A 24,134-nucleotide genomic window follows, 5' to 3' on the forward strand; every position below is an offset into this window, starting at 1 on the left:
CATCCGACCCTTCGGGCCACCTTCTCCCCTGCGGGGAGAAGAAACAAGCGGCGAGCTTTGCTTTCACGAGCGATCTTTCCGGGTGAAGTATTCTCTCGCGACGCTGCGATGATATGGTGAGCCGCACACCAGCCCACCCGAACAAGGTACCACCCATGCAATTGCGCGCCTTGATGTATTTCGATGAACTCGTCCGCACCAATTCCATGCGCGCCGCGGCGGAAAACCTGAATGTGGCGCCGACGGCGGTGAGCCGGCAGATCGAAAATCTCGAATATTATTTCGGCTCGCCCCTGGTGGAGCGTTCCAGCCGTGGCGTGAAGCTAACGGCGGCGGGCGAGCTGCTGGCCGCCCGCGCCGGCAAGACGCTGCGCGAACTCGACCATGTGCACCAGTTGATCGACGATCTCAAAGGTCTGCAGCGCGGCCGGGTGACGATTTACGCCAATGGCGCTACAGTGGCCAACCTTCTGGCGCCGGTGCTGGCGCAGTTCAGCCTCAAATATCCGAAGCTGCGTTTCGAGGTCCATATCACCAGTGCGCGCCAAGCCATGGAAGCGCTGGGAGCTGCGGAAGCAGACCTCGTCGTCAGCCTGTTTGCGCCAAAGGTTTCCGGGGTCAAGGTGCGCTCGCGCACGCGCATCAATTACGATGCGATCTTTCCCGCCGGTCATGCCCTTGCCGGTCAGCCGGAGGTGTCGCTGAAGGAACTGGCCGGGTTGCCACTTGCCTTGCCGGACAAGAGTTTTGCCGCGCGGCAGGCCTTCGATACGCTTTTTGCCGAGGCGGATATCGAACTTGACCCCGTTTTCATCACCAGTTCGCTGGAAATGCTGAAAGAGCTGGTGCTGGGCCACGCCGCGGCCACGCTGCTGCCGGCGCTTTCGGTGGCGCGCGAAATCCGTAGCGGCCAGATGGTCGCCGTTCCGCTCTCGGGCAAGAAGGGTATCCACACCCAGATCGACCTCTGTGTGGCGCCCGACAGGCAATTGTCCTTCGCAGCTTCCAAGCTTGCCGATTTCATCGAGCGTTTCATGCGTGAGGCGACGGCAGGGTAGTTTCTTCTCCTCGGCGGGGCGAGGAACCGGAGACGTTCCCGGAATTGCCCACCAAGGTTGATTTTCACCCGCATTCCCGTGTAGCCATTTCAGCTACACGGAGCACACAAAAATCATGATTGTGTGTGCGCCTGCAACATGACACTCTTTTTGCAACGGGTGGTCTTTGGAAGGGCAAAAATGCCCCGGCCGCCAGACAGGGGACTAAAGGATGCCACGTACCTATCTTTCGCAGGCGGCGAAGCTCTCGCGCCGTACCGCGCTGGCGCTTGCTCTCGGCACGGCGCTCTTTCTACCGCTCTCGATTGCTGAGGCCGAAGCTGCGGCGAAAACCGCTTTGACGCTTGGCATGACGGTAGAGCCGACCGGTCTCGATCCGACCATTGCCGCTCCCGTCGCCATCGGTCAGGTCACCTGGCAGAATATTTTCGAAGGTCTCGTCACCATCGACAGCAAGGGCAAGGTGAAGCCGCAGCTCGCCGAAAGCTGGGAGATTTCCCCTGATGGCAAGACCTATACCTTCAAGCTGCGCAAGGGTGTCACCTTCCATGACGGCGAGGCGTTCGATTCCTCCGTCGCGAAGTTCTCGCTGGACCGGGCGCGTGGTGAAGCTTCCGTCAATCCGCAGAAACGCTTCTTTGCGGCGATCGACAGCATCGAGACCCCGGATGCCGACACGCTGGTTCTGAAGCTGAAGCAGCCCGCCGGCAGCCTCATCTACTGGCTCGGCTGGCCGGCCTCCGTCATGGTCGCGCCCAAGAGCGCAGAGACCAACCGCACCACGCCCGTCGGCACCGGCCCGTTCAAATTCGTGAACTGGGCCAAGGGCGACAAGGTGGAGTTGCAGAAGAACGCCGCCTATTGGGACAAGGCCGTGTCGGTAAAGCTGGAAAAGGCGACGTTCCGTTTCGTTTCCGATCCGCAGGCGCAGGCGGCGGCGCTGAAATCCGGCGATATCGACGCCTTCCCGGAATTCGGTGCGCCGGAATTGATGAGCTCGTTTGACGGCGATGCGCGCCTCGGCACCTTCGTCGGCAATACCGAGTTGAAGGTCGTGGCGGGCATGAACAGCGCCCGCAAGCCCTTCAGCGACAAGCGCGTGCGCCAGGCGCTGATGATGGCGGTGGATCGTGGCACCGTCATCGAGGGTGCATGGTCCGGTTTCGGAACGGCCATCGGCAGTCACTATACGCCGAATGATCGCGGATACATCGATACGACGGGCGTTCATCCCTATGATATCGATAAGGCCAAGGCGCTGCTTGCCGAAGCGGGGTATGCGGACGGTTTCAGCTTCACCATCAAGGCCCCGCAGATGGCCTATGCCCAGCGCACCTCGCAAATCCTGCAGGCGATGCTGGCTGAAATCGGCGTGACCATGACCATCGAGACCACGGAATTTCCGGCCAAATGGGTGGCGGATGTTTTGAAGGGTGCGGACTATGACATGACCATCGTCGCCCATGCCGAGCCGATGGATATCGATATCTACTCCCGTGATCCCTATTATTTCAACTACAAGAACCCGGCCTTCAACGAGGTCATCGCCAGCGTCGAAAAGACGGCGGATGCGGCTGAGCAGGAAAAGCTTTATGGCGACGCCCAGAAAATCCTCGCCGAAGATGTGCCGGCGCTGTTCCTGTTCGTGATGCCGAAGCTCGGGGTCTGGGACAAGAAGGTGAAAGGGCTGTGGGAAAACGAGCCCATTCCCTCGAATGTGCTGACGGATGTGCATTGGGAAGAGTGACGTTTGACGATACTCATGTCTTCCGTCATGCCGGACTTGATCCGGCATCCAGCCAGCCCAAGTCCTTGGGCTGAAAAGGCTCCCTCCGCCGCGCAGACGCGCGTCGGCTGGATGCCGGATCAAGTCCGGCATGACGGGAGAGTGTGGAGCTTTCCAGCCGTCGCTCGTAAAGTATCGCAAGGAGCAGATGCCAGATGTTAGCCGTCCTCATCCGGCGTCTCGTAAGCCTCGTCATCACGCTGTTTGCCGTCTCGCTCATCATCTATCTTGTCATGGGCCTGTTGCCGGGTGATCCGGCCGCCATCATGCTGGGAACCTCGGCCAGTCCGGATACGCTGGCCGCACTGCAAAAGCAGATGGGTCTCGATCAGCCGCTGCTGCTGCGCTACATCCACTGGCTTGCTGGCGTCTTCCGCGGCGATCTCGGACAATCCTATACCTATGGCGTGCCGGTGGCGGGCCTGATCGTCGAGCGGTTGGCCGTGACGCTGCCGCTTGCGCTGCTGGCCGTTTGCCTGTCCGTCACTATCGCCATCCCGCTCGGCGTAGCGGCGGCGAGGAACCGCAACGGGGCGCTGGATTTCGCGGCCGGGCTGTTTTCCCATGTGGGCATTGCCGTGCCGGGCTTCTGGGTCGGGCTGCTGCTCATCATCGTCTTTTCCACCACGCTTGGCTGGATGCCGGCGGGCGGTTTTCCCGGCTGGTCGCCAAGCTTTGCAGCGGGTCTCACGGCGCTCATCCTGCCGGCGGTCGCCTTGGCACTGTCGCAGGCCGGCGTTCTTACCCGCGTCTGCCGTTCCGCCGTGCTTGAAGTGATGAACGAGGATTTCGTGCGCACCGCCCGGGCCAAGGGCCTGAGCGAGCGAGTGGCGCTGTGGCGGCATGCGGTGCCGAACGCGATGATACCCGTCGTCACCATGATCGGCCTGCAATTCACCTTCCTCATTGCGGGTGCGGTGCTGGTGGAAAACGTTTTCAACCTGCCGGGCCTTGGCCGGCTTGCCTATCAGGCGCTGACCCAGCGGGATATCGTCGTCATGCAGTCCGTCGTGCTGTTCTTCTCGGCGCTGGTCATCATCATGAATTTCGTGGTCGATATAGCCTATCTCTTCATCGACCCGAGACTGCGGGCAGGTGCGCGATGATGCGATTTATCCGCCGCCGCCCGGCCTTCGTTATCGGCATTGTCGTCACGGCCTTTCTCGTCGCCGTCGCCCTTTTGTCGCTAGTCTGGACGCCGGTTTCGCCCACCAAGATGCAGATCGTGCAAAAGCTGAAATCGCCTTTTGTTTATGGCGGTCTTGGCACGGACCATTTCGGCCGCGATGTGCTCTCCATGCTGATGGCCGGTGCGTGGAACTCGCTTTCCACCGCCATTGCCGCCGTCGCCATTGGCGCCTTTATCGGCACGGCGATCGGCGTCACGGTCGCGGCGCTGCGCGGCTTTACCGAAACCGTCGTCATGCGCATCTGCGATATCATCTTCGCCGTGCCGCCCATCCTGTCGGCCATGATGCTCGGCGCTTTCATCGGCACGGGACGCTTTACCGCCATCATCGCCATCGCCACCTTCATGGTGCCGGTCTTTGCGCGACTGACGCTGGGGGCGGCCTTACAAATCTGGGCGCGGGAATACATCACCGCCGCCACAAGCATTGGCCAGAACCGCGCCACGATCACGATGTTGCACGTCGTGCCGAATATTTCCAACCAGATCATCGTGCAGGTGACGATCCAGCTGGGTCTTGCAATACTGACGGAGGCAGGCCTTTCCTTCCTCGGTCTCGGCATGCCGCCGCCCGCCGCCACCTGGGGGCGGATGCTGGCCGACGCCCAGACCTATCTCGATGCGGCGCCCTGGCTTGCCATCATGCCCGGCCTTGCCATTGCGCTCGCCGTCTTCGGCCTCAATCTTCTCGGCGATGGCCTGCGCGACCTGCTGGACCCGCGCGATACAAGCTGACCGCTTCACGCCGATATCGCCCCTATTTCCTGTTTTTCTGACGAGACGATGCCATGACCGATCTCATACACCTCAACACGCTCGAAATTCTGGCGCTTTACCGGGAAAAGAAACTCTCGCCATCGGAATATTGGCAGGCGGTGGAGGCGCGTATCGAGGCATTCGAGCCTGTCGTGAACGCCCTTTACGCTTATGATCCGGAGGATGCGCGCAGGCAGGCGCTGGCCTCGACGGAGCGCTGGCAAAAGGGTGAAACGCTGGGAGCCCTCGATGGAATTCCGGTCTCGCTGAAGGAACTCATCGCCACGAAAGGCCATCCTGTGCCGCTCGGCACCAGGGCGGTGGAGCTTTTGCCCGCGGTTGAAGACGCGCCGGTGGCCGCCCGTTGCCGTGAGGATGGTGCGATTATCTATGCCAAGACGACGTGCCCGGATTACGGCATGCTCTCTTCCGGCCTTTCCAGCTTCCATAAGCTCAGCCGCAACCCGTGGGACCCGAGCCAGAATCCCGGCGGCTCCAGCGCCGGTGCTGCTTCGGCCGGTGCTGCGGGTTACGGCACCTTGCATATCGGCACGGATATTGGCGGCTCGGTAAGATTGCCGGCGGGGTGGACGGGCCTCTTCGGCTTCAAGCCGAGCCAGGGTCGTATCCCGGTTGATCCCTATTATACCGGCCGCTGTGCCGGGCCGATGACGCGCACGGTCGTTGATGCGGCTTATGCCATGGCAACGCTTTCGCGGCCGGACTGGCGCGACGGCACATCGCTGCCGCCGAACAGCATCGACTGGATGGACCTCGATATTGATGTGAAAGGCCTGAAAATCGGACTGATGCTGGATGCGGGCTGCGGCCTGCCGCTGGACGAAGAGGTGCGCGACGCCGTTGTCGCGGCTGCAAAACTGTTCGAGGCGGCCGGCGCCATTGTCATCCCGGTCGAGCCGGTGCTGACGCGTGAGATGCTCGACGGGCTGGATGATTTCTGGCGGGCGAAGTTCTGGGGCGACATGGTGGCGTTGAGCGCGGATCGTCGTGCCGCGATCCTTCCCTATATTCACGAATGGGCGGAAAAGGGTGCTGATGTTTCCGGCGCGCGTGCCGTTTTCGGTTTCAACCAGACCATGGAAATGCGTAAAGTTTGCGGGCGGTTGATGCAGTCCGTTGATGTGGTGATTTCACCCGTTAACCCCATCGTCTCCTATCCTGCCGACTGGGCTTCTCCCACCAACGATCCTGCACGGCCCTTCGAACATATCGCCTTTACCGTGCCGTGGAACATGTCGGAGCAGCCCGCATCCTCGATCAATTGCGGCTTCTCCACATCCGGCATGCCCATCGGCCTGCAGATCGTCGGTCCGCGTTACCAGGATCTATTCGTGCTCAAACTGTCCAAGTCTTTCGAGGATTGGGGTGGTGGCGTCCGGCGCTGGCCGGAGCCGCCGGCCGGCTGATATCTCCTTTATCGGGCATGTAGTATTGCCATAATACCCGCACGTCGATCCCTCCTGTTAGGGTGCCAAAAGGCATTCGAAAACGGGAGGAGCAGACATGCCGAAGAAGATTTTGATGATCACCGGTGATTTCGCCGAGGATTACGAGACCATGGTGCCGTTCCAGACGCTGCTCGCTGTCGGCCACACGGTGCACGCCGTCTGCCCCGGCAAGAAGGCGGGCCAGACCATCGCCACGGCCATCCACGATTTCGAGGGCGACCAGACCTACTCGGAAAAACGCGGCCATAATTTTGCGCTCAATGCCACCTTCGCCGATATTAAACCGGCGGATTACGATGCGCTGGTCATTCCGGGTGGCCGTGCGCCGGAATATCTGCGGCTCAATTCGGACGTGCTGGCGGCGGTGAAACATTTCTTCGAGGCAGACAAGCCTGTCGCGGCCGTCTGCCATGGCGCGCAATTGCTGGCGGCTGCGGGTGTGCTCAAGGGCCGCACCTGCTCGGCCTATCCCGCCTGCCGCCCGGAGGTTGAGCTGGCAGGCGGCACCTATGCCGATATCGCCATCGATGCGGCGGTGACCGACGGGAAGCTGGTGACGGCACCCGCATGGCCCGCCCATCCCGCCTGGCTTTCGCAGTTCATGGCGGTGCTCGGTAAATAAGACCGGCGAACGGGGCTTTTTCCGGCCCTGTTTTCCGCCTATATCTCAGGCGTGGTGAGGGAGGAAACCATGTGCAAGCTCTTCATCAAGGCAGACCCGACGCTCTGGGAAAGCCATACGCGGTCGCTCCGCATCGATGGCATGGTCACCAGTGTCCGGCTTGAGAACTTTTTCTGGACGACGCTGGACGAGATCGCGCGGCGCGACGGCATGAACAGCGTGCAGCTCATCGCCAAGCTTTATAATGAATCGATCGATGCCGGGCACGATCTCGGCAATTTCACCTCATTCCTGCGGGTCTGCTGCGGGCGTTATCTCGCGCTTCAGCTTTCCGGAGATATTCCGGCGCGGACAGATATTCCGATTGCGGCGCTGGATGCGGACAGCATTCTGGATGCAGAAAAGGTGAATTATCACTAGGACGCGTCCCGCTTTTGTGCCGCGATACGCTCAACCTCATCCCTGTGACTAGCACAGGGATGAGGGAAGCGTTTAGCTCTTCAGCGCCCGCGGATCAAGCGCATCGCGCACGGCATCGCCGATGTAATTCACGCTCAGAACCGTCAGCGAAATCGCCAGCCCCGGCCACAACACGCGCGAGGGCGTCAGTTGCAGGAAGTTCGCGCCGTCGAACAGCAGCCGTCCCCAGGTCGGAAAGTCGGAGGGGAAGCCGAGACCGAGGAAGGAGAGGGCGGATTCCGTGATGATGGCGGCAGCGATGCCGAGCGTGGCGGAGACCATGATCGAGCTCAGCACATTCGGCAGAATATGCCTGAGGATGATGCGGTATTCGCGCATGCCGCTCGATTTCGCAGCCATGATGAATTCCTGGCTTTTGATCGTCAGCACATCACCGCGCACGATGCGGGCTGTATGCATCCAGCTGGTTATCCCGATCACGAAGACGATCAGGATGAAGATGCCAGTCTCCGGTCCAAAGGCCGCACGCAGCGTGTCGCGAAACAGCATCAGGATGACGAGCAGCAGCGGCAAAAGCGGTAGCGCCAGGAACAGGTCGGTGAGGCGCATCAAGGGTCCGTCCAGTCTGCGGAAATAACCTGATAGAACACCCACCAGCGTGCCGAGGAACAGAGCCAGCAGCATCGCGGTGATGCCGACGGCAAGTGAAATGCGCCCGCCGGCCAGGACCTGCGCCAGCATGTCCTTGCCAAGATTATCGGTGCCGAAGGGATGCGCCAGCGACGGCCACTGGTTGCGCGCCTTCACATTGATGGCGTTCGGAGCAACGGTGTGGATATAAGGCCCGACATAGACCGCGAGCAGGATGAAGACAAAGACGAAGAGCCCCGCCACGCCGCCCTTGTGAACGCGAAACTGTTTCCAGATATCGGCAAGGGCGGATTGCGTGGGGGTGGCCGCAACCGTCGGCGCTGTAATGGTGGCGTCAGTCATAGCGGATCCTCGGGTCGAGAATGCCGTAAAGCACGTCGGCAATCAGGTTGAAGAGCACGATCAGCACCGCAAAGATGAAGGTCAGCGTCTGAACCAGCGGAATATCCGCCCCCTGAACGGCTGTTATCAGCAATTGGCCAAGCCCGTTCACGCGGAAAATCTGCTCGGTGATGATGGCGCCGGAGAAGATGGTCGGCACCCCAAGCGCAATAACCGTTACGACCGGGATGAGGCTGTTGCGCAGCACGTGGATGAGCAGCACGGATTTTTCCTTCACGCCCTTGGCGCGTGCGGTGCGCACGTAATCCTGATGCAGATTGTCGAGCATGGAGGCGCGCACGAAGCGGCTGATCTGCGAGACGTTATAGAGCGTCAGGACCAGCACCGGCAGGAACATCTGCTTCACCTGCGCCACGAAGCTCGCCCAGTCCGTGACCCTCAGATTGGTGTCGTAGACTGAAGGGAACCATTGCAGGTGAGAGCTGAAGATGACGACCAGCAGCACGCCGGTGAAGAAGGTCGGCACCGAATAACCGACCATGGAGACGAAAGTGCCGATCTGGTCGAAGATCGAATATTGCTTGTAGGCGGAGATCACTCCGATCGGGATCGCCAGCAGCGCACCGAAGAGATAGGCAAGGCCCACCACCCACAGTGTCTGCGGCATGCGCTGGATGACGAGATCGACCACCGGGCTGCGTGTCGCCCAGGAAAGCACCCGCATACGGCTGCCATCGCCGATCTGCCAGCCGGTCAGCTTTTCGAAGAGGTTCAGCGGCTCGTTGATGAAGAATTGCTGCAGCCACATCAGGTAACGGATGAAGAAGGGCTGGTCGAGGCCAAGCGAGGCGCGGATTTGCTCACGCACTTCAGGCGGGATGGTGAGGGGAAGGTCGCCGGTCGGATCGTTGGGCGCGAGATCAAGCAGCGCGAAGATGACGAAGCTGATGACGAGCAACGTCGGAACGGCAAAGGCTAGCCGCCGGAGCGTAAAGGTAAACATCTGAAACTCTCCAGACCCAGAGCGCGGCAGAGCGAAAATTGGGAGCTATTTCGCCTTAACGCGGCAAATGTGTCTTCAGAACATGGTCCAGGGGCATGCAGAAGGCCGGCCTCTCCGGGGGAGAAGCCGGCGCATCTGCGTGTTACTTCTTGCGGGACCAGTCCGCGACGTTCCAGAGTTCCGAGTCCCAGGCATTCATGCGCACGCCTTCCAGCGTCAGCGAATGCGAGGAAACGCTGCCGCGGTGGATGAGCGGAATATGCGCGCCTTCCTCCGTCAGCATGTCGTTGAGCTGCTTGGAAATCTCCGCACGCTTGGCAAGGTCGGCGGTCTTGGAGAGTTCACCCACAAGCTTGTCGAATTCCGGGTTGCAGTAACGCGGAATATTCTGCCCCTGCCAGCCGTTTTCAGGGGCCGGAATCTTGTCGCACAGCCATTCCGCCAGATATTTTTCCGGGTCCGTACCGTCGAAATTGTTGGTGTACATTTCGACGTCGGCATAAAATTTCTGGAAGGTATCCGGGCTCGCCGGGTCACCGCCGAAGAAGACCGAAGCGCTGACATTGCGCAGTTCGGAAGCGACGCCGATCTGCGACCACATGTCCTTCACCAGTTCCTGCGTGGCCTGGCGAACCGAGTTTGTGGACGTCTGGTAAAGGAAGGAAAGTTTCACGCCATTCTTGGCGCGAATGCCATCGGCACCCTTCACCCAGCCGGCATCGTCCAATAGCTTGTTTGCGCCTTCCACATCCTGCTTCAGGCACCAGCTGTCATTCTTGGTGGAAGCGACGGCTTCCGGAGCCGGTACGATGTTGCAGGTCGGCTTGCCCGCTTCTCCGTAACCTGCTTCATCGATGACCTCACGGTCGATGGCGAGCGAAAGCGCGCGTCGCACGGCGGGATCGGAAATGGCAGGATGGGGACCGGCCTGTTTGGTGGAGCGCTTGTCGCCCAGCGAAGGATCGGCATTGTACCAGTTGAGATTGATACGCTCGACCTGCGTGCCGAAGGCGGTTTCCAGCTTGCCCTTGCCGGCCGCCACCATGGTGGCGAGGATTTCCGGCTCGACCTGCATGTTCCAGGCATAGTCGAATTCCCCGGTTTCCAGCACGGCGCGCGCGGCGGAAGCGGCATCGCCGCCGCCCTTCAGGGTCGCCGTGGCGAAGGCGGGCTTGGCGGGGTCACGGTAATTGGGGTTGGCAACGAAGCTGATGACGTCGTTCGGCTTGAAATCCTTGACGACGAAGGGGCCGGTGCCGATGGGGCCGAAATTGGTGGAGGTGCAGCCGGGAGCTGCCGCGCCTACGCATTTTTCAAACTGCTTCTTCTGGATGACCGGCGACTGTGCGCCCACGAATGCCGAATAGGGGTAGGGTTTCGGCTCGGTGAAGCTGACCTTGACGGTGTGGTCGTCGATGGCCTCGACGTTCTTCACGCCCTCATATTGTGCCGCCTGCGCGCAGCCGCCATCGGGTGCGGTGCAATATTTCCAGGTGAAGATCACATCCTCTGCGGTGAAGGGCGTGCCGTCAGACCACTTCACGTCGGTCTTCAGCTTCCACGTCATGCTGAGCAGATCCTTCGCGACGCCGCCATTGTCGATCGTCGGAATCTCGGTCACCAGCATCGGCACCAGCTCGCCCTTTTCGTCATACCGCGCCAGCGGCTCGATAACCATGGACGAGCTGTAGACTTCCTTCGTGCCACCCGAAAGATAGGGATTAAGCGTCGATACGGCCTGCCAGAACAGGATTTTCAGTTCGCCGTCACTGCCGCGCTCGGCGTGGGCGGCAGAGCCCGCGAGAGCCATGGCCGCCACCGTGCCGGCAAAGAGAACGCTGCGCTTCTTCATTGTGGTTTTCCCCTTTTTGGATTTTATCTGTTTGAATGTTTGACGCTTTTCCCGTCGTCATGTGCAAGGTCTGTTATTCTAACTATTTGACTTTGCTAAGGAATATTCCTCCATTCCAGATGATGCTATTGTCAGTTTTTTTGAAAAGCAAGTCCGAATGTTTCATTGATGAACAAATTTTGAGCCATTTAGTTTTGGGCCTATTTTTCGCTCATGCAGCAAATTTCATGCTTGCAAAAGAGGAAATTCCAAACTCAATATGGCGTCCGACAACCCGGCGGGGAACAAAAAAAGGGAAAAAGAGAATGCCGATATTGAACCGTGTGGCTGAAATGCAGGAAGAAGTTGCCGGCTGGAGGCGCCATCTGCATGAACACCCGGAACTGCTCTACGATGTCTACGAAACATCGAAATTCGTTGCCGAAAAACTGAAATCCTTCGGCTGCGACGTGGTCGAAACGGGCATTGGCAAAACAGGCGTGGTCGGCATCATCAAGGGCCGGCACGGGGATGGTCCGACCATCGGTTTCCGATCCGACATGGATGCGCTGCCGATCCTTGAGACGAGCGGCAAGCCATGGGCCTCGAAGACGCCGGGCAAGGCCCATTCCTGCGGTCATGACGGGCATACCGCCATGCTTTTGGGTGCGGCGCAATATCTGGCCGAGACGCGCAATTTCAAGGGGTCGGTGGCCGTGATCTTCCAGCCGGCGGAAGAAGGTGGCGCGGGAGCGCTTGCCATGTTGAATGACGGCATGATGGAGAAATTCGGCATCTCGCAGGTCTATGGCATGCATAACGAGCCGGGCATCCCCGTCGGGCAGTTCGCCATCCGCAAGGGTTCCACCATGGCGGCTGCGGACAGTTTCGAAATCACCATCACCGGCAAGGGCAGCCACGCGGCGGCACCGCATCTTTCCATCGATCCGGTGCTGACTTCGGCGCATATCATCATCGCCCTGCAATCCATCGTCTCGCGCGAGACGGATCCGTTGAAATCACTCGTCGTCACCGTGGCCACCACCCATGGCGGCACGGCGTCCAACGTCATTCCCGGTGCGGTGACGCTGACCGGCACCGTGCGCACGCTGCTGCCGGAGACCCGCGATTTCGCCGAAAAGCGCCTCAAGGAAGTGGCCGCCGCCACCGCCATGGCTCATGGCGCGACGGTGGAGGTGAAATACGATCGCGGTTATCCCGTCACGTTCAACCACAGTGACGAGACAGAATTCGCGACCGGCGTGGCAATGGGTGTGGCCGGCGCCAACGCCGTCAACACCAATCCCAATCCGCATATGGGCGCCGAGGATTTCTCCTACATGCTGGAGGCGCGCCCCGGCGCCTTCATCTTCATCGGCAATGGCGATACCGCCGGGCTGCACAATGCCGCCTATGATTTCAACGACGACGCGCTGCCTTACGGCATCAGCTACTGGGTTTCGATGGCCGAAACCGCACTTGCTGCATGAGACATCCGGCGGCCCCTCGTGGCCGCCTTCTGCTTTTCAGGAGATCGGCATGCTTTTGGCAGCGACATCAATGGAACAGACCGGCGGTTCGGTCAGCCCGGTTTTATCGGTTCAAAATCTCACCACCTCCTTCCGCGTCGATGGCGGCTGGAAATCCGTGGTGCGCAATATGAGTTTCGAGATCGCGCCGCGTGAGACGGTGGCGATCGTCGGCGAGAGCGGCTCGGGCAAGAGCGTCACCTCGCTCTCCATCATGCGGCTGCTCGATAAAAAGACGAGCCGCATCGAAGGCAAGGTCATGCTCGGCGGGCGCGATCTGCTGGCACTGCCGGAAGAAGAGATACGCAAGGTCCGCGGCAAGGACATTTCGATGATCTTCCAGGAGCCGATGACCAGCCTCAACCCGATCTTTCCGATCGGCAAGCAGATCGCCGAAGCGCTGACCGTACATCAGGATATTTCCTCCTCTGCCGCAAAGGCCGAGGTCATCCGGCTTCTGGAAAAAGTCCGCATTCCCAATGCGAAGAACCGTTTCGACGATTATCCTCACCAGTTTTCCGGCGGCATGCGCCAGCGCGTGATGATCGCCATGGCGCTTGCCTCCAAACCGAAGCTGCTGATCGCCGACGAGCCGACGACGGCGCTCGACGTGACCATCCAGGGCCAGATTCTCGACCTCATCAAGACATTGCAGGAAGAGGAGGGCATGTCGGTTCTCTTCATCACCCACGATATGGGCGTGGTGGCGGAAGTCTCTGACCGCACCATCGTCATGTTCCGTGGCGATGTGGTGGAAACCGGCACCACCGACGACATTTTCCATCGTGGCCGCCACCCATATACGCGAGCCCTGCTTTCCGCGGTGCCGAAGCTGGGTTCGATGAAGGAAAGGCTGCTGCCGGCCCGTTTCCCGATCATCGATATCAAGACCGGCGAAAGTCAGCCTGTGGCGGACGTGAAGGATACTGTCTCCGGCGGCCGCACGCCCATCCTTTCGGTCAAGGATCTGACCACCCGTTTCGACATCCGCTCCGGCCTATTCGGCCGCAAATCCGGCGCCGTGCATGCGGTGGAAAAGGTTTCCTTCGATCTCGCCGAGGGCGAAACCCTCTCGCTGGTGGGTGAATCGGGCTGCGGCAAGTCCACCACGGGCCGCTCCATCACCCGGCTGATCGAGCCGACGTCAGGCGATGTCATGCTCGATGGCTACGAGGTGCTGAAGCTCGACAAGACGACGCTGCGAACCATGCGCCGCAGCGTGCAGATGATCTTCCAGGACCCCTTCGCCTCGCTCGACCCGCGCATGAGCGTCGGCACGGCGATCATGGAGCCCTTTATCGAACATCGCCTCGGAACCAAACAGCAGGCCCGGGAAAAGGCTGCCGATCTTCTGGAAAAAGTGGGCCTGAGCCCGGATATGATGCGGCGCTTCCCGCATGAATTTTCCGGCGGCCAGCGCCAGCGCATCGCCATTGCCCGCTCGCTGATGCTCGATCCCAAGGTCATTGTCGCCGATGAGGCGGTATCGGCGCTCGATGTCTCGATCAAGGCGCAGGTCTGCAACCTGCTGCTCGACCTGCAGCAAAACCTCAACCTCGCCTTCCTGTTCATCAGCCATGACATGGCGGTGGTGGAACGGGTCAGTCACCGGGTGGCGGTGATGTATCTTGGCGAGATCGTCGAGATCGGCCCGCGCGCGGCCGTTTTCGATAATCCCCAGCACCCCTATACGAAGAAGCTGATGTCCGCCGTTCCGGTGCCCGATCCCGCGCGACGGCAGATCAAGCGCAACATGGCGACCGACGAGATCAGAAGCCCGATCCGGCCGGTGGACTATGTGCCGCCGCAGCGGCTTTATCGTGAGGTTTCGGCGGGGCACCTGGTGCAGGAAGCGGCTTGATTGAGCAGTGCTGGCTTCGGGCTGACGCAGATAAAGGGACCGGGTGGTTCCCGCATATTTCTTCTCCCCGCCGGGGAAAAGTCCGCGGCAGCGGGATGAGGGGGCAAGGGTAGAGATAAACCGAGAGCTTGCCCCCTCATCCGACTCTTCGGGCCACCTCTCCCCCTCGAGGAGAAGAAACCTGCCGCACTGCCACGACAGATGATTTTACGCCCGTCGCACGCTCCCCTGCGCATCCCCCCGTTTGACAGCCGCTGCAAAAAAATGCCAGCAAATGCGCAGACGAAATTCTCAGAGGGCAGCGGCATGGCCAGACGAAACGACGCACATGGACGGCTGGATGATGCGGCCCGTGCTGGCTGGCTTTATTATGTCGCCGGTCGCACGCAGGACGAGATTGCCGCCGCCATGGGCATTTCCCGGCAGTCGGCGCAGCGGCTGGTGTCGCTGGCGGTTGCCGAGCGGCTGATCAAGGTCCGGCTCGACCACCCCATTGCCGCCTGTCTCGAAAAGGCCGAGCGGCTGAAAGAGAAATTCGACCTTAGATATATCGAGGTGGTGCCGAGCGATCCCGCCGGTGTGTCCTCGACCGTCGGCATTGCCGAGGCGGGCGCGGCGGAAATCGAGCGCTGGCTGAAGAATGCCGATCCCATCGTGCTCGCCATCGGTACCGGCCGCACCTTGAAGGCTGCCGTGGATCAATTGCCGCCGATGGAGTGCCCGCAGCACCGCATCGTGTCGCTGACCGGCAATATCGGCCCTGATGGATCGGCCGCCTATTACAACGTCATCTTCAGCATGGCCGATGCCATCAAGGCGCGGCATTTCCCGATGCCGTTACCGGTGCTCTGTTCATCGGCAGAGGAGCGGGAACTGTTACATGATCAGTCCATGGTGCGCTCCACGCTGGCGCTCGGCGCTGCTGCCAACGTCACTTTCGTTGGTGTCGGTGAACTCGGTGAGAACGCGCCGCTCTGCGTTGATGGTTTTCTAGGCGTCGACGAGATGAAGGCGCTGATGGCGAGCGGTGCTGTCGGTGAGATCTGCGGCTGGATATATGACGCGGGAGGTCGCATTCTCGAGCATTCCGTCAACGAGCGCGTCGCCTCCGTTCCCATTCCCTCACGAGACACCTGCACCGTCATCGGCATGGCGCAGGGTGCGCGCAAGAACGCATCGATTCTGGCGGCGCTGAAGGGTGGCCTGTTGAACGGGCTCATCACCGACGAAGCGACAAGTGAATATTTGCTCACACACTGAGCAAAAGTTAATTTAGTAAAATCAAATACTTGATTTTTCTCTCTGCGTCGCAGCACAGGATGTCGCTTGACATTTTTGATCTGCGAGTGAGTAAATGCCCCAGAGCAAAGCGAATGCTCATCATTTTTCTTCTGGGAGGAAGATATGACATTGAAGACCATTTTGCTGGGCGCATGCTCGGCACTCGCCTTTTCGACCCTTGCATCCGCCGAGACGCTGACCATTGCCACCGTGAACAACGGCGACATGATCCGCATGCAGGGTCTCACCTCGGACTTCACCGCCAAGAACCCGGATATCAAGGTCGAATGGGTAACGCTTGAAGAAAACGTCCTGCGCGAGCGCGTGACGACCGATATCGCCACCAATGGCGGTCAATATGACATCATGACCATCGGCAACTACGAAGTGCCGATCTGGGCCAAGCAGGGCTGGCTGCTGCCGCTCGAAAAGCTCGGCGACAAATATGACGTCGACGACATTCTGCCGGCGATCCGTGGCGGCCTTTCCGCTGACGGCAAGCTTTACGCAGCCCCCTTCTACGGCGAATCCGCCATGATCATGTATCGCAAGGACCTGTTTGAAAAAGCCGGCCTGAAGATGCCTGATAACCCCACATGGGAATTCATCGGCGATGCGGCCCGCAAGATCACCGACCGCAAGGCCGATATCAACGGCATCTGCCTGCGCGGCAAGGCCGGCTGGGGCGAGAACATGGCCTTCATCAGCGCGCTCACCAACTCCTTCGGTGGCCGCTGGTTCGATGAAAACTGGAAGCCGCAGTTCGATCAGCCGGAATGGAAGAGCTCGCTGCAGTTCTACGTTGATCTGATGAAGGATGCCGGCCCGTCCGGTGCCTCCTCCAACGGTTTTAATGAAAACCTGACGCTGTTCCAGCAGGGCAAGTGCGGCATGTGGATTGACGCCACTGTGGCTGCCTCCTTCGTTTCCAATCCGAAGGATTCCACCGTTGCCGACAAGGTCGGTTACGCGCTCTTCCCGACCCATGGTGAGCTGAAGAACCACGGCAACTGGCTGTGGTCCTGGAACCTTGCTATCCCGAAGAGCTCGCAGAAGGCCGAAGCCGCTGAGAAGTTCATCTCCTGGGCAACCAGCAAGGACTACACCGCACTCGTCGCTTCCAAGGAAGGCTGGGCAAACGTGCCTCCGGGCACCCGCACCTCGCTTTACAAGAACGCCGACTATGAAAAGGCTGCCGCCTTCGCCAAGCCGACGCTTGCCGCCATGGATGCCGCCGACATCACCAAGCCGACTGTAAAGCCCGTGCCTTACACCGGCGGTCAGTTCGTGGCGATCCCTGAATTCCAGGCGCTCGGCACCACGGTTGGTCAGCTGTTCTCGGCGGTCGTTGCCGGCCAGTCCAGCGTCGATGATGCGCTTGCCAGCGCCCAGTCGACCGCGACGCGCGAAATGACCCGCGCCGGTTACATCAAGTAATCCTCCCGAAGATCGCTGTCCGGCGCCAATGCCGGGCAGCGAGACTGCGGGCTGAAGACCGCCATGCGGCTTCGATAGCTTTCAAATCAAAACAAGAATGAGCCGGTTCTTCCGGATATGCCGGGCGCATCTCTTGATGCCCGAGCCCAAGGGGAGGTGAGTGCAAATGGCAACGCGAAACACAAGCGGTCTTGCGCGGGTGATGCTTGCGCCTTCGGTTCTGCTGCTTCTGGTCTGGATGATCGTGCCTCTGGCAATGACCCTGTGGTTCTCGTTCCAGAACTACAACCTCCTGAACCCGGCCAATGTCAGCTTCGCTGGCCTGTTCAATTATCAGTATTTCTACACCGACCCCGCCTTTTTCCAGTCGATCTGGAACACGCTGCTGATCGTCGGCGGGGTGCTTTTGATCACCGTGATCGGCGGCATTGCCATTGCTCTGTTGCTTGACAACGATATTTTCGGCCAGGGCATCGTGCGCATCATGATCATTTCGCCCTTCTTCGTCATGCCGCCGGTTGCCGCGCTGGTGTGGAAGAATATGATCATGCATCCCGGTTATGGCGTGCTCGCCGATCTCTCCCGCTTCTTTGGTTTCCAGCCGGTGGACTGGTTTGCACAGTTTCCGCTGCTGTCCATCATCATCATCGTCGCCTGGCAATGGCTGCCCTTTGCGACGCTGATCCTGCTCACCGCGCTGCAATCCCTCGATGGTGAGCAGAAGGAAGCGGCCGAGATGGATGGCGCCAACTTCGCCAACCGCTTCATCTATCTGACGCTGCCGCATCTTTCCCGCGCCATCACGGTCGTCATCCTCATCCAGACGATCTTCCTGCTCGGTGTCTACGCGGAAATCCTCGTCACCACCAATGGCGGCCCGGGTTATGCGTCCACCAACCTTGCCTTCCTGATCTATCGCACCGCGCTTCTGGGTTACGACGTGGGTGGCGCTTCGGCCGGCGGTATCATCGCCGTTATCCTCGCCAATATCGTCGCCATCTTCCTGATGCGCGCGGTCGGCAAGAACCTCGACCGGTAAAGGGGAAACATCATGGCCCGCAAGACAACCACTCGCGCAAAGATCGGCTTCTCCATCGCCGCATGGATCGTCGCGCTCCTGCTGTTCTTTCCGATCCTTTACGCCTTCCTCACTTCGATCAAGACCGAGCCGGAGGCGATCGCCGGCTTCAGCCTCATTCCCTCGGGCACGCTTGAGAATTACGTGACGGTCCAGACCCAGCGCGATTACTTCAAGCCCTTCATGAACTCGGTGGTGCTGTCACTAGGTTCTACGATCATCGCGCTGATCATCGCCATTCCTGCCGCCTGGGCCATGGCGTTCTCGCCGACCAAGCGCACCAAGGACATTTTGATGTGGATGCTTTCCACCAAGATGATGCCGGCGGTGGCCGTGCTGGTGCCGATCTATCTGATCTTCCGCAATGCCGGGCTGCTCGATACCCGCATTGGCCTCACCATCATGCTGACTTTCATCAACCTGCCGATCGTCATCTGGATGCTCTACACCTATTTCCGGGAAATTCCCGGCGAGATCCTGGAAGCGGCGCGCATGGATGGTGCATCGCTGTGGAACGAGATCGTGCATGTGCTGACACCGATGGCGGTGCCCGGCATTGCCTCGACGCTGCTCTTAAACGTCATCCTCGCCTGGAATGAATCCTTCTGGACCATCCGGCTGACCACCACCAATGCGGCACCACTGACGGCCTTCATTGCCTCCTTCTCCTCGCCGCAGGGGCTGTTCTGGGCAAAACTTTCGGCCGCCTCGATGATGGCGATCGCCCCCATTCTCGTCATTGGCTGGTTCTCGCAGAAGCAACTCGTGCGCGGCCTGACCTTTGGCGCCGTGAAATAAGGAACGACAAACATGGGCAGCATTTCCCTTCAGAACGTGTCCAAGGTCTTCGGTGAGGCAAAGGTCATCCCGTCGATCGATCTCGATATCAACGATGGCGAATTCGTCGTCTTCGTCGGTCCCTCCGGTTGCGGCAAGTCCACGCTTCTGCGCCTGATCGCCGGGCTGGAGGATGTCTCCGGCGGCAAGATCGTCATCGACGGCAAGGATGTGACCGAGCGGGCGCCGGCCGAACGTGGCCTTGCCATGGTGTTCCAGTCCTATGCGCTTTATCCGCATATGAGCGTCAGGAACAACATCGCCTTTCCGTTGAAGATGGCCAAGCTCGACAAGGCGGTTATCGACAGGAAGGTGGAGGATGCGGCACGGGTGCTGAACCTCACCGATTATCTCGAACGCCGGCCCTCACAGCTCTCGGGCGGCCAGCGCCAGCGCGTGGCGATTGGCCGCGCCATCGTGCGCGAGCCTTCCGCCTTCCTGTTTGATGAGCCGCTCTCCAACCTCGATGCGGCGCTGCGCGGCACCATGCGGCTGGAAATCTCCGAGCTGCACAACACGCTGAAAACGACGATGATCTACGTTACCCACGACCAGGTGGAGGCCATGACCATGGCCGACAAGATCGTGGTGCTGAACCGTGGCAATATCGAGCAGGTCGGTTCGCCGATGGAGCTCTATCGCTCTCCCGCCAACCTCTTCGTCGCCGGCTTCATCGGCTCGCCGCGCATGAACCTCATCACCGGTGACTTCGCCCGCCAAAAGGGTGCCGCCACAGCCGGGGTTCGGCCGGAACATTTGGTGCTGTCGAAGGAAAGCGGTCTCTGGCAGGGCAAGGTCACCGTCGCCGAACATCTCGGCTCCGACACATTTCTGCATATCGATGTCCCAGGCATCGGCCCGATTACCGCCCGCGCGGACGGCGAATTCGCCTGCAAGCACGGCGACACTGTCTTCATCACGCCCGACGATACCAAAATCCACAGGTTCGATGACAAGGGCAAGGCAATCTAGGCGGGGCTGGCCCTAAAGACGCAGCGGCTCGCCATTCGGTGGCGGCCGTTTGCAGATAGTCCGAATGCCCGCGACAGGGCGATTGGCAAGACCACCGTTTTCCCTTCGAGGATCATGACATGACATGCAAACTTTCCCTCGCAACGCTTGACGAAGCAAAAAAGACCGCGGCCGTTCCGTCCTACAGCCGGGACGATCTTTCTGCCGGCATCGTGCATTTCGGCGTTGGCAATTTCCACCGCGCCCATCAGGCGGTTTATCTCGACGACCTGTTCAACACCGGAGCGGACCATGACTTCGCGATCATCGGCGCGGGTGTCCTGCCGTCGGATACGGTGATGCGCGAAAAACTCGCCGCACAGGATCTCCTGACGACCGTTGTGGAGCAGGACAATAACCGCACCGGTGCGCGTGTCACCGGGCCGATGATCGATATTCTGCCGGTCGGAGACAGCGCGGCGATCATCGAAAAACTGGCCGATCCGCAGATCCGCATCGTTTCCATGACGATCACGGAAGGCGGTTATTTCATTGACGCCTCCGGTTCGTTTAACCCGCAGCATCCGGCGATTGCCGAAGACGGCAGAAATCCGGCTTCGCCGAAAACCGTGTTCGGGCTGATCGTCGCCGGGCTGAAGGCGCGGCGCGACAGAGGCGTGCAGCCTTTCACCGTCATGTCCTGCGACAACATTCCGCATAATGGCAAGGTCACGAAAAATGCCGTGGTCGGGCTGGCGGCCCTGTCCGATCCTGCCTTTGCCAACTGGATTGGCGAAAACGTTGCCTTCCCCAATTCGATGGTCGACCGCATCACGCCAGCCACCGGCGATCGCGAACGCAACATCGCCCGGGATGACTTCAACATCGACGACAACTGGCCGGTGTTCTGCGAAGAATTCAAGCAATGGGTGATGGAGGATAATTTCCCGGCGGGCCGCCCGGCGCTCGAGAAAGCGGGCGTGCAGTTCGTATCCGATGTTGCGCCCTATGAGCATATGAAAATCCGCATCCTCAATGGCGGCCATGCGGCAATCGCCTATCCGGCGGCGCTGCTCGACATCCACTTTGTCCACGAGGCGATGGAGCATCCGCTGATCCGGGCGTTTCTGGCAAAGCTCGAAAAGGAAGAGATCATACCGGTCATTCCGCCGGTGCCGGATACGGACCTCAATGAGTATTTCTCGCTGATCGAGCGGCGCTTCCTCAATCCGAAGATTGGCGACACCATTCCGCGTCTGGCGCAGGACGGTTCCAACCGCCAGCCGAAATTCATCCTGCCTTCCACCGCCGACCGGCTGGAGCGCGGAGAGGATATCATCGGTCTATCCCTCGTCTCGGCCTTGTGGTGCCGTTATTTTCAGGGCACCTCGGACAGCGGCAAGGAAATCGTCTTCAACGATGCCAGCGCCGAGCGCCTGCAGGCGGCGGCCATCAAGGCCAAGGACGATCCCATGGCCTTCCTCGCGCTTAACGATATTTTCGGAGCAGTTGCCGAATCGGAACTTTTCCGTAAACGCTTCGCCCACGCGCTGAAGACGCTGTGGCAAGAGGGTACAGCGAAGACCTTGCAGCTTTATCTGGATGACAAGCTGGCTGAAAAGTGACGATGAGATGGAAGACGACACCGGCCCCCTTTTGATTTTCGACTGCGACGGCGTTCTTGTCGACAGCGAGCCGGTTTCCATCTCCGTCCTCCTCGACATGCTCTCCCATTTGGGTGTGACGATGGGGGAGGAGGAAGCCTATGAGCGCTTTCTCGGCCGAAGCGTCGCCAGCATGACAAGGACGTTGTTCGAGGATTACGGTGTCGAGACGGATATCGATTTTCTCGATCATATGCGGGCGACGCTGTTCGAGCGCTTCAAAAGCGAGTTGCAGCCGATCGACGGCATTGCGCAGACGCTCGACAGGCTTGTGCCATTCAGGCGCTGCGTCGCCTCTTCCAGCCAGCCGGAGCGTATCCGTTATTCACTTGGGCTGACGGGCCTGATCGAAAAATTTGAGCCACATGTCTTCAGCGCCACCATGGTGAAGAACGGCAAGCCGGCGCCTGATCTCTTCCTGCACGCGGCGCGCCAGATGGGCGTCGATCCGCGTCACTGCATCGTGATCGAGGACAGCCCGGCCGGTATTGCCGCGGCAAAGGCCGCCGGCATGGGCGTTTTTGCTTTTACCGGTGGTTCGCATGCCCGTTTTCCCGCATTCCGTGAAAAGATCGCCGGGTTTGGCGCGGATGCCGTGTTTGACGCGATGCCGGATTTGGTCCAACTTGTCGGCAGCTATGTGGGGAAGGGCGGTTTGGGCGGCCAAGCGGAACGTGATGCAGGCTAAAACGGATTTCGCCTGCCGCCGCTGTCGCCGGGCCGTTGCGCAAGGGATGGAATTGCAGTCTTGAAGCGTCAAAATCTCGTCGCTGTCGATGTCGGCACCGCCAGCGCCCGGGCCGGCATTTTCGATGCGGCCGGCCGGCTGCTTGCCCGCGCCACCCATCCGATCCTGATGCAGAGACCGCAGGAAAACCACGCCGAACATGATTCCACCGACATATGGAAGGCAGTCTGCATCGTGGTAAGGGCAGCGCTTGCCGAGGCGGGTGTTGCGCCGCAAAGCATTGCTGCAATCGGTTTCGATGCCACCTGTTCGCTCGTCATCCGCGATGGGCGGGGTGAGCCGGTTTCGGTATCCGTGACCGGGGAAGACCGGTTCGACACCATCGTCTGGCTCGATCACCGGGCGATATCGGAGGCCGACCGGCTGACGGCATCGGGACACCGGGTGCTGGATTTCGCCGGCAACAGCGTCTCGCCGGAAATGCAGATGCCGAAGCTGATGTGGCTGAAGCAGCATATGCCCGGGAGCTGGTCGCGCATGTCCTTCGCCTTCGATCTGGCGGATTTCCTGACGTGGAAAGCGACCGGTTCAGCAAAACGTTCTAATTGCACGCAGACGGCGAAGTGGAATTTTCTTGCGCAGGAAAATCCCGGCTGGCAGGCGGATTATCTCGAACTGGCGGGGCTTGCCGACTTGAGAGAGCGGGCAGGGCTCCCCGAAACCACCGTGATGCCGGGAGAAAGCATCGGCCCGCTTTCGCCCGAAGCTGCAGCCGAGCTTGGTCTGGATACCGGTTGTCAGGTCGCTGCGGGCATGATCGACGCCTATGCCGGCGCGCTGGGGGCGCTGGGCGGATGCCTGTCTGCCGATGTTGGCCGCCATGTTGCGCTGATCGCCGGGACTTCGAGCTGCCTTGTCGCGGTGTCTGAGCGGCAAATGCCCGGCCATAGCCTCTGGGGCCCCTATTGGCAGGCGATCCTGCCCGGGCACTGGCTGGTGGAGGGCGGGCAATCGGCCACCGGCGCGCTGCTCGATCATATGGTACGCATGCATGCGGCGGGCGGGGAGCCGGATACGGCGCTGCATGCCCGCATCGTTGCGCGGGTAACGGAATTGCGGGCGCTTGAGGGCGAGGCCTTTGCCGAGCGGCTGCATGTGCTGCCGGATTTTCACGGCAACCGCTCGCCGCTTGCCGATCCGCACGCCGTCGGCGTCATCAGCGGGCTGACATTGGATACGTCTTTCGACAGTCTCTGCCGTCTCTATTGGCGCACCGCCGTTGCGATTGCGCTCGGCGCGCGCCATGTGCTCGATGCGATGGAGCGTTTCGGTTATGCCGTGGAGAGCCTGCATGTCACTGGCGGACATGTGAAAAACCCGCTGCTGATGGAGCTTTATGCCGATGTGACCGGCAAGCGCATCGTGGTTCCCGCCACCGCCGATGCGGTGTTACTGGGCACGGCAATGACAGCGGCAACCGCCGGCGGGGTGCATGCAAGCCTCGCGGCTGCTGGCGCCGCCATGTACCCCGGCAACGCGGAAATATCAGGCGATCCGGCGCGGGGACCACGTTATGAGCGGGATTATCGCCGTTTTCTCGCCATGTACCGGCATCGTCAGGAGCTGGAAAGCCTTTGACTTATCAGCGTGGAATTTTTGCTGACGGATGCCGCGCGATTCT

General features: G+C 60.3%; 20 protein-coding genes. 17 read left to right on the plus strand and 3 right to left on the minus strand.

The annotated features are described in order from the left end of the window. Positions 1–155: 155 nt before the first annotated feature. The 7 genes from AGR2A_RS22895 to AGR2A_RS22925 all read left to right on the plus strand — a co-directional run bounded on the left by AGR2A_RS22895 (position 156) and on the right by AGR2A_RS22925 (position 7,300). Positions 156–1,058: a LysR family transcriptional regulator gene (locus AGR2A_RS22895; RefSeq protein ID WP_035207068.1), complete on the plus strand. Its 903-nt coding sequence runs from the start codon at positions 156–158 to the stop codon at positions 1,056–1,058. A gap of 211 nt (positions 1,059–1,269) precedes the next feature. Then, on the plus strand, positions 1,270–2,805 hold the full coding sequence (locus AGR2A_RS22900; protein ID WP_035207069.1) for an ABC transporter substrate-binding protein: 1,536 nt from the start codon (positions 1,270–1,272) through the stop codon (positions 2,803–2,805). A 194-nt stretch (positions 2,806–2,999) separates the two neighbouring features. After that, positions 3,000–3,950, plus strand: a complete 951-nt coding sequence (locus AGR2A_RS22905; RefSeq protein WP_004445279.1) for an ABC transporter permease — start codon at positions 3,000–3,002, stop codon at positions 3,948–3,950. Next, positions 3,947–4,768, plus strand: a complete 822-nt coding sequence (locus AGR2A_RS22910) for an ABC transporter permease (RefSeq protein WP_167378240.1) — start codon at positions 3,947–3,949, stop codon at positions 4,766–4,768. Before AGR2A_RS22905 ends, AGR2A_RS22910 begins: the two co-directional genes overlap by 4 nt. 53 nt (positions 4,769–4,821) lie before the next feature. Beyond that, positions 4,822–6,216, plus strand: coding sequence for an amidase (locus tag AGR2A_RS22915; RefSeq protein WP_072493062.1), 1,395 nt, complete (start codon positions 4,822–4,824; stop codon positions 6,214–6,216). Positions 6,217–6,313: 97 nt separating this feature from the next. Then, the gene (locus tag AGR2A_RS22920; protein WP_072493061.1) at positions 6,314–6,880 is read left to right on the plus strand and encodes a DJ-1/PfpI family protein; all 567 of its coding nucleotides are present in this window, start codon (positions 6,314–6,316) and stop codon (positions 6,878–6,880) included. Positions 6,881–6,949: 69 nt separating this feature from the next. Continuing rightward, positions 6,950–7,300, plus strand: coding sequence for a ribbon-helix-helix domain-containing protein (locus tag AGR2A_RS22925; protein ID WP_065117712.1), 351 nt, complete (start codon positions 6,950–6,952; stop codon positions 7,298–7,300). Between the two features lie 72 nt (positions 7,301–7,372). Here AGR2A_RS22925 and AGR2A_RS22930 read toward each other — a convergent pair whose 3' ends face one another. The 3 genes from AGR2A_RS22930 to AGR2A_RS22940 form a co-directional block, all read right to left on the minus strand. Continuing rightward, on the minus strand, positions 7,373–8,293 hold the full coding sequence (locus AGR2A_RS22930) for an ABC transporter permease (protein ID WP_072493060.1): 921 nt from the start codon (positions 8,291–8,293) through the stop codon (positions 7,373–7,375). Beyond that, on the minus strand, positions 8,286–9,296 hold the full coding sequence (locus AGR2A_RS22935; RefSeq protein WP_072493059.1) for an ABC transporter permease: 1,011 nt from the start codon (positions 9,294–9,296) through the stop codon (positions 8,286–8,288). The genes AGR2A_RS22930 and AGR2A_RS22935 overlap by 8 nt, the downstream gene beginning before the upstream one ends. 142 nt (positions 9,297–9,438) lie before the next feature. Then, the gene (locus AGR2A_RS22940; RefSeq protein ID WP_072493058.1) at positions 9,439–11,148 is read right to left on the minus strand and encodes a peptide ABC transporter substrate-binding protein; all 1,710 of its coding nucleotides are present in this window, start codon (positions 11,146–11,148) and stop codon (positions 9,439–9,441) included. Between the two features lie 305 nt (positions 11,149–11,453). On the opposite strand from AGR2A_RS22940, the gene AGR2A_RS22945 reads away from it, so the two are divergent. From AGR2A_RS22945 to AGR2A_RS22990, 10 genes are all read left to right on the plus strand, one after another. Next, on the plus strand, positions 11,454–12,617 hold the full coding sequence (locus AGR2A_RS22945) for a M20 aminoacylase family protein (RefSeq protein WP_004445263.1): 1,164 nt from the start codon (positions 11,454–11,456) through the stop codon (positions 12,615–12,617). Between the two features lie 49 nt (positions 12,618–12,666). Beyond that, positions 12,667–14,517 carry an ABC transporter ATP-binding protein gene (locus AGR2A_RS22950; protein ID WP_072493421.1) on the plus strand — a complete coding sequence of 617 codons (1,851 nt, stop codon included), beginning with the start codon at positions 12,667–12,669 and terminating at the stop codon, positions 14,515–14,517. Between the two features lie 306 nt (positions 14,518–14,823). After that, entirely contained in the window at positions 14,824–15,777 is a 954-nt protein-coding gene (locus AGR2A_RS22955; RefSeq protein WP_006698333.1) for a sugar-binding transcriptional regulator, read from the plus strand. A gap of 144 nt (positions 15,778–15,921) precedes the next feature. Then, a complete protein-coding gene (locus AGR2A_RS22960) occupies positions 15,922–17,235 on the plus strand; it encodes an ABC transporter substrate-binding protein (protein WP_034496827.1) in 1,314 nt (437 codons plus the stop codon). A gap of 166 nt (positions 17,236–17,401) precedes the next feature. Then, positions 17,402–18,274, plus strand: coding sequence for a carbohydrate ABC transporter permease (locus tag AGR2A_RS22965; RefSeq protein WP_034496826.1), 873 nt, complete (start codon positions 17,402–17,404; stop codon positions 18,272–18,274). A gap of 12 nt (positions 18,275–18,286) precedes the next feature. Then, positions 18,287–19,111: a carbohydrate ABC transporter permease gene (locus AGR2A_RS22970; RefSeq protein ID WP_004445255.1), complete on the plus strand. Its 825-nt coding sequence runs from the start codon at positions 18,287–18,289 to the stop codon at positions 19,109–19,111. Between the two features lie 12 nt (positions 19,112–19,123). After that, complete coding sequence (locus AGR2A_RS22975) at positions 19,124–20,122, plus strand: ABC transporter ATP-binding protein (protein ID WP_072493057.1); 999 nt, start codon at positions 19,124–19,126, stop codon at positions 20,120–20,122. A gap of 119 nt (positions 20,123–20,241) precedes the next feature. Then, complete coding sequence (locus tag AGR2A_RS22980) at positions 20,242–21,726, plus strand: mannitol dehydrogenase family protein (RefSeq protein ID WP_072493056.1); 1,485 nt, start codon at positions 20,242–20,244, stop codon at positions 21,724–21,726. Positions 21,727–21,733: 7 nt separating this feature from the next. Beyond that, complete coding sequence (locus AGR2A_RS22985) at positions 21,734–22,453, plus strand: HAD family hydrolase (protein WP_072493055.1); 720 nt, start codon at positions 21,734–21,736, stop codon at positions 22,451–22,453. Between the two features lie 60 nt (positions 22,454–22,513). Next, positions 22,514–24,091 carry an FGGY-family carbohydrate kinase gene (locus AGR2A_RS22990; protein ID WP_072493054.1) on the plus strand — a complete coding sequence of 526 codons (1,578 nt, stop codon included), beginning with the start codon at positions 22,514–22,516 and terminating at the stop codon, positions 24,089–24,091. The last annotated feature ends 43 nt before the right edge of the window (positions 24,092–24,134 follow it).

The organism is Agrobacterium genomosp. 2 str. CFBP 5494, from assembly GCF_900013495.1.
Lineage (GTDB): Bacteria > Pseudomonadota > Alphaproteobacteria > Rhizobiales > Rhizobiaceae > Agrobacterium > Agrobacterium pusense.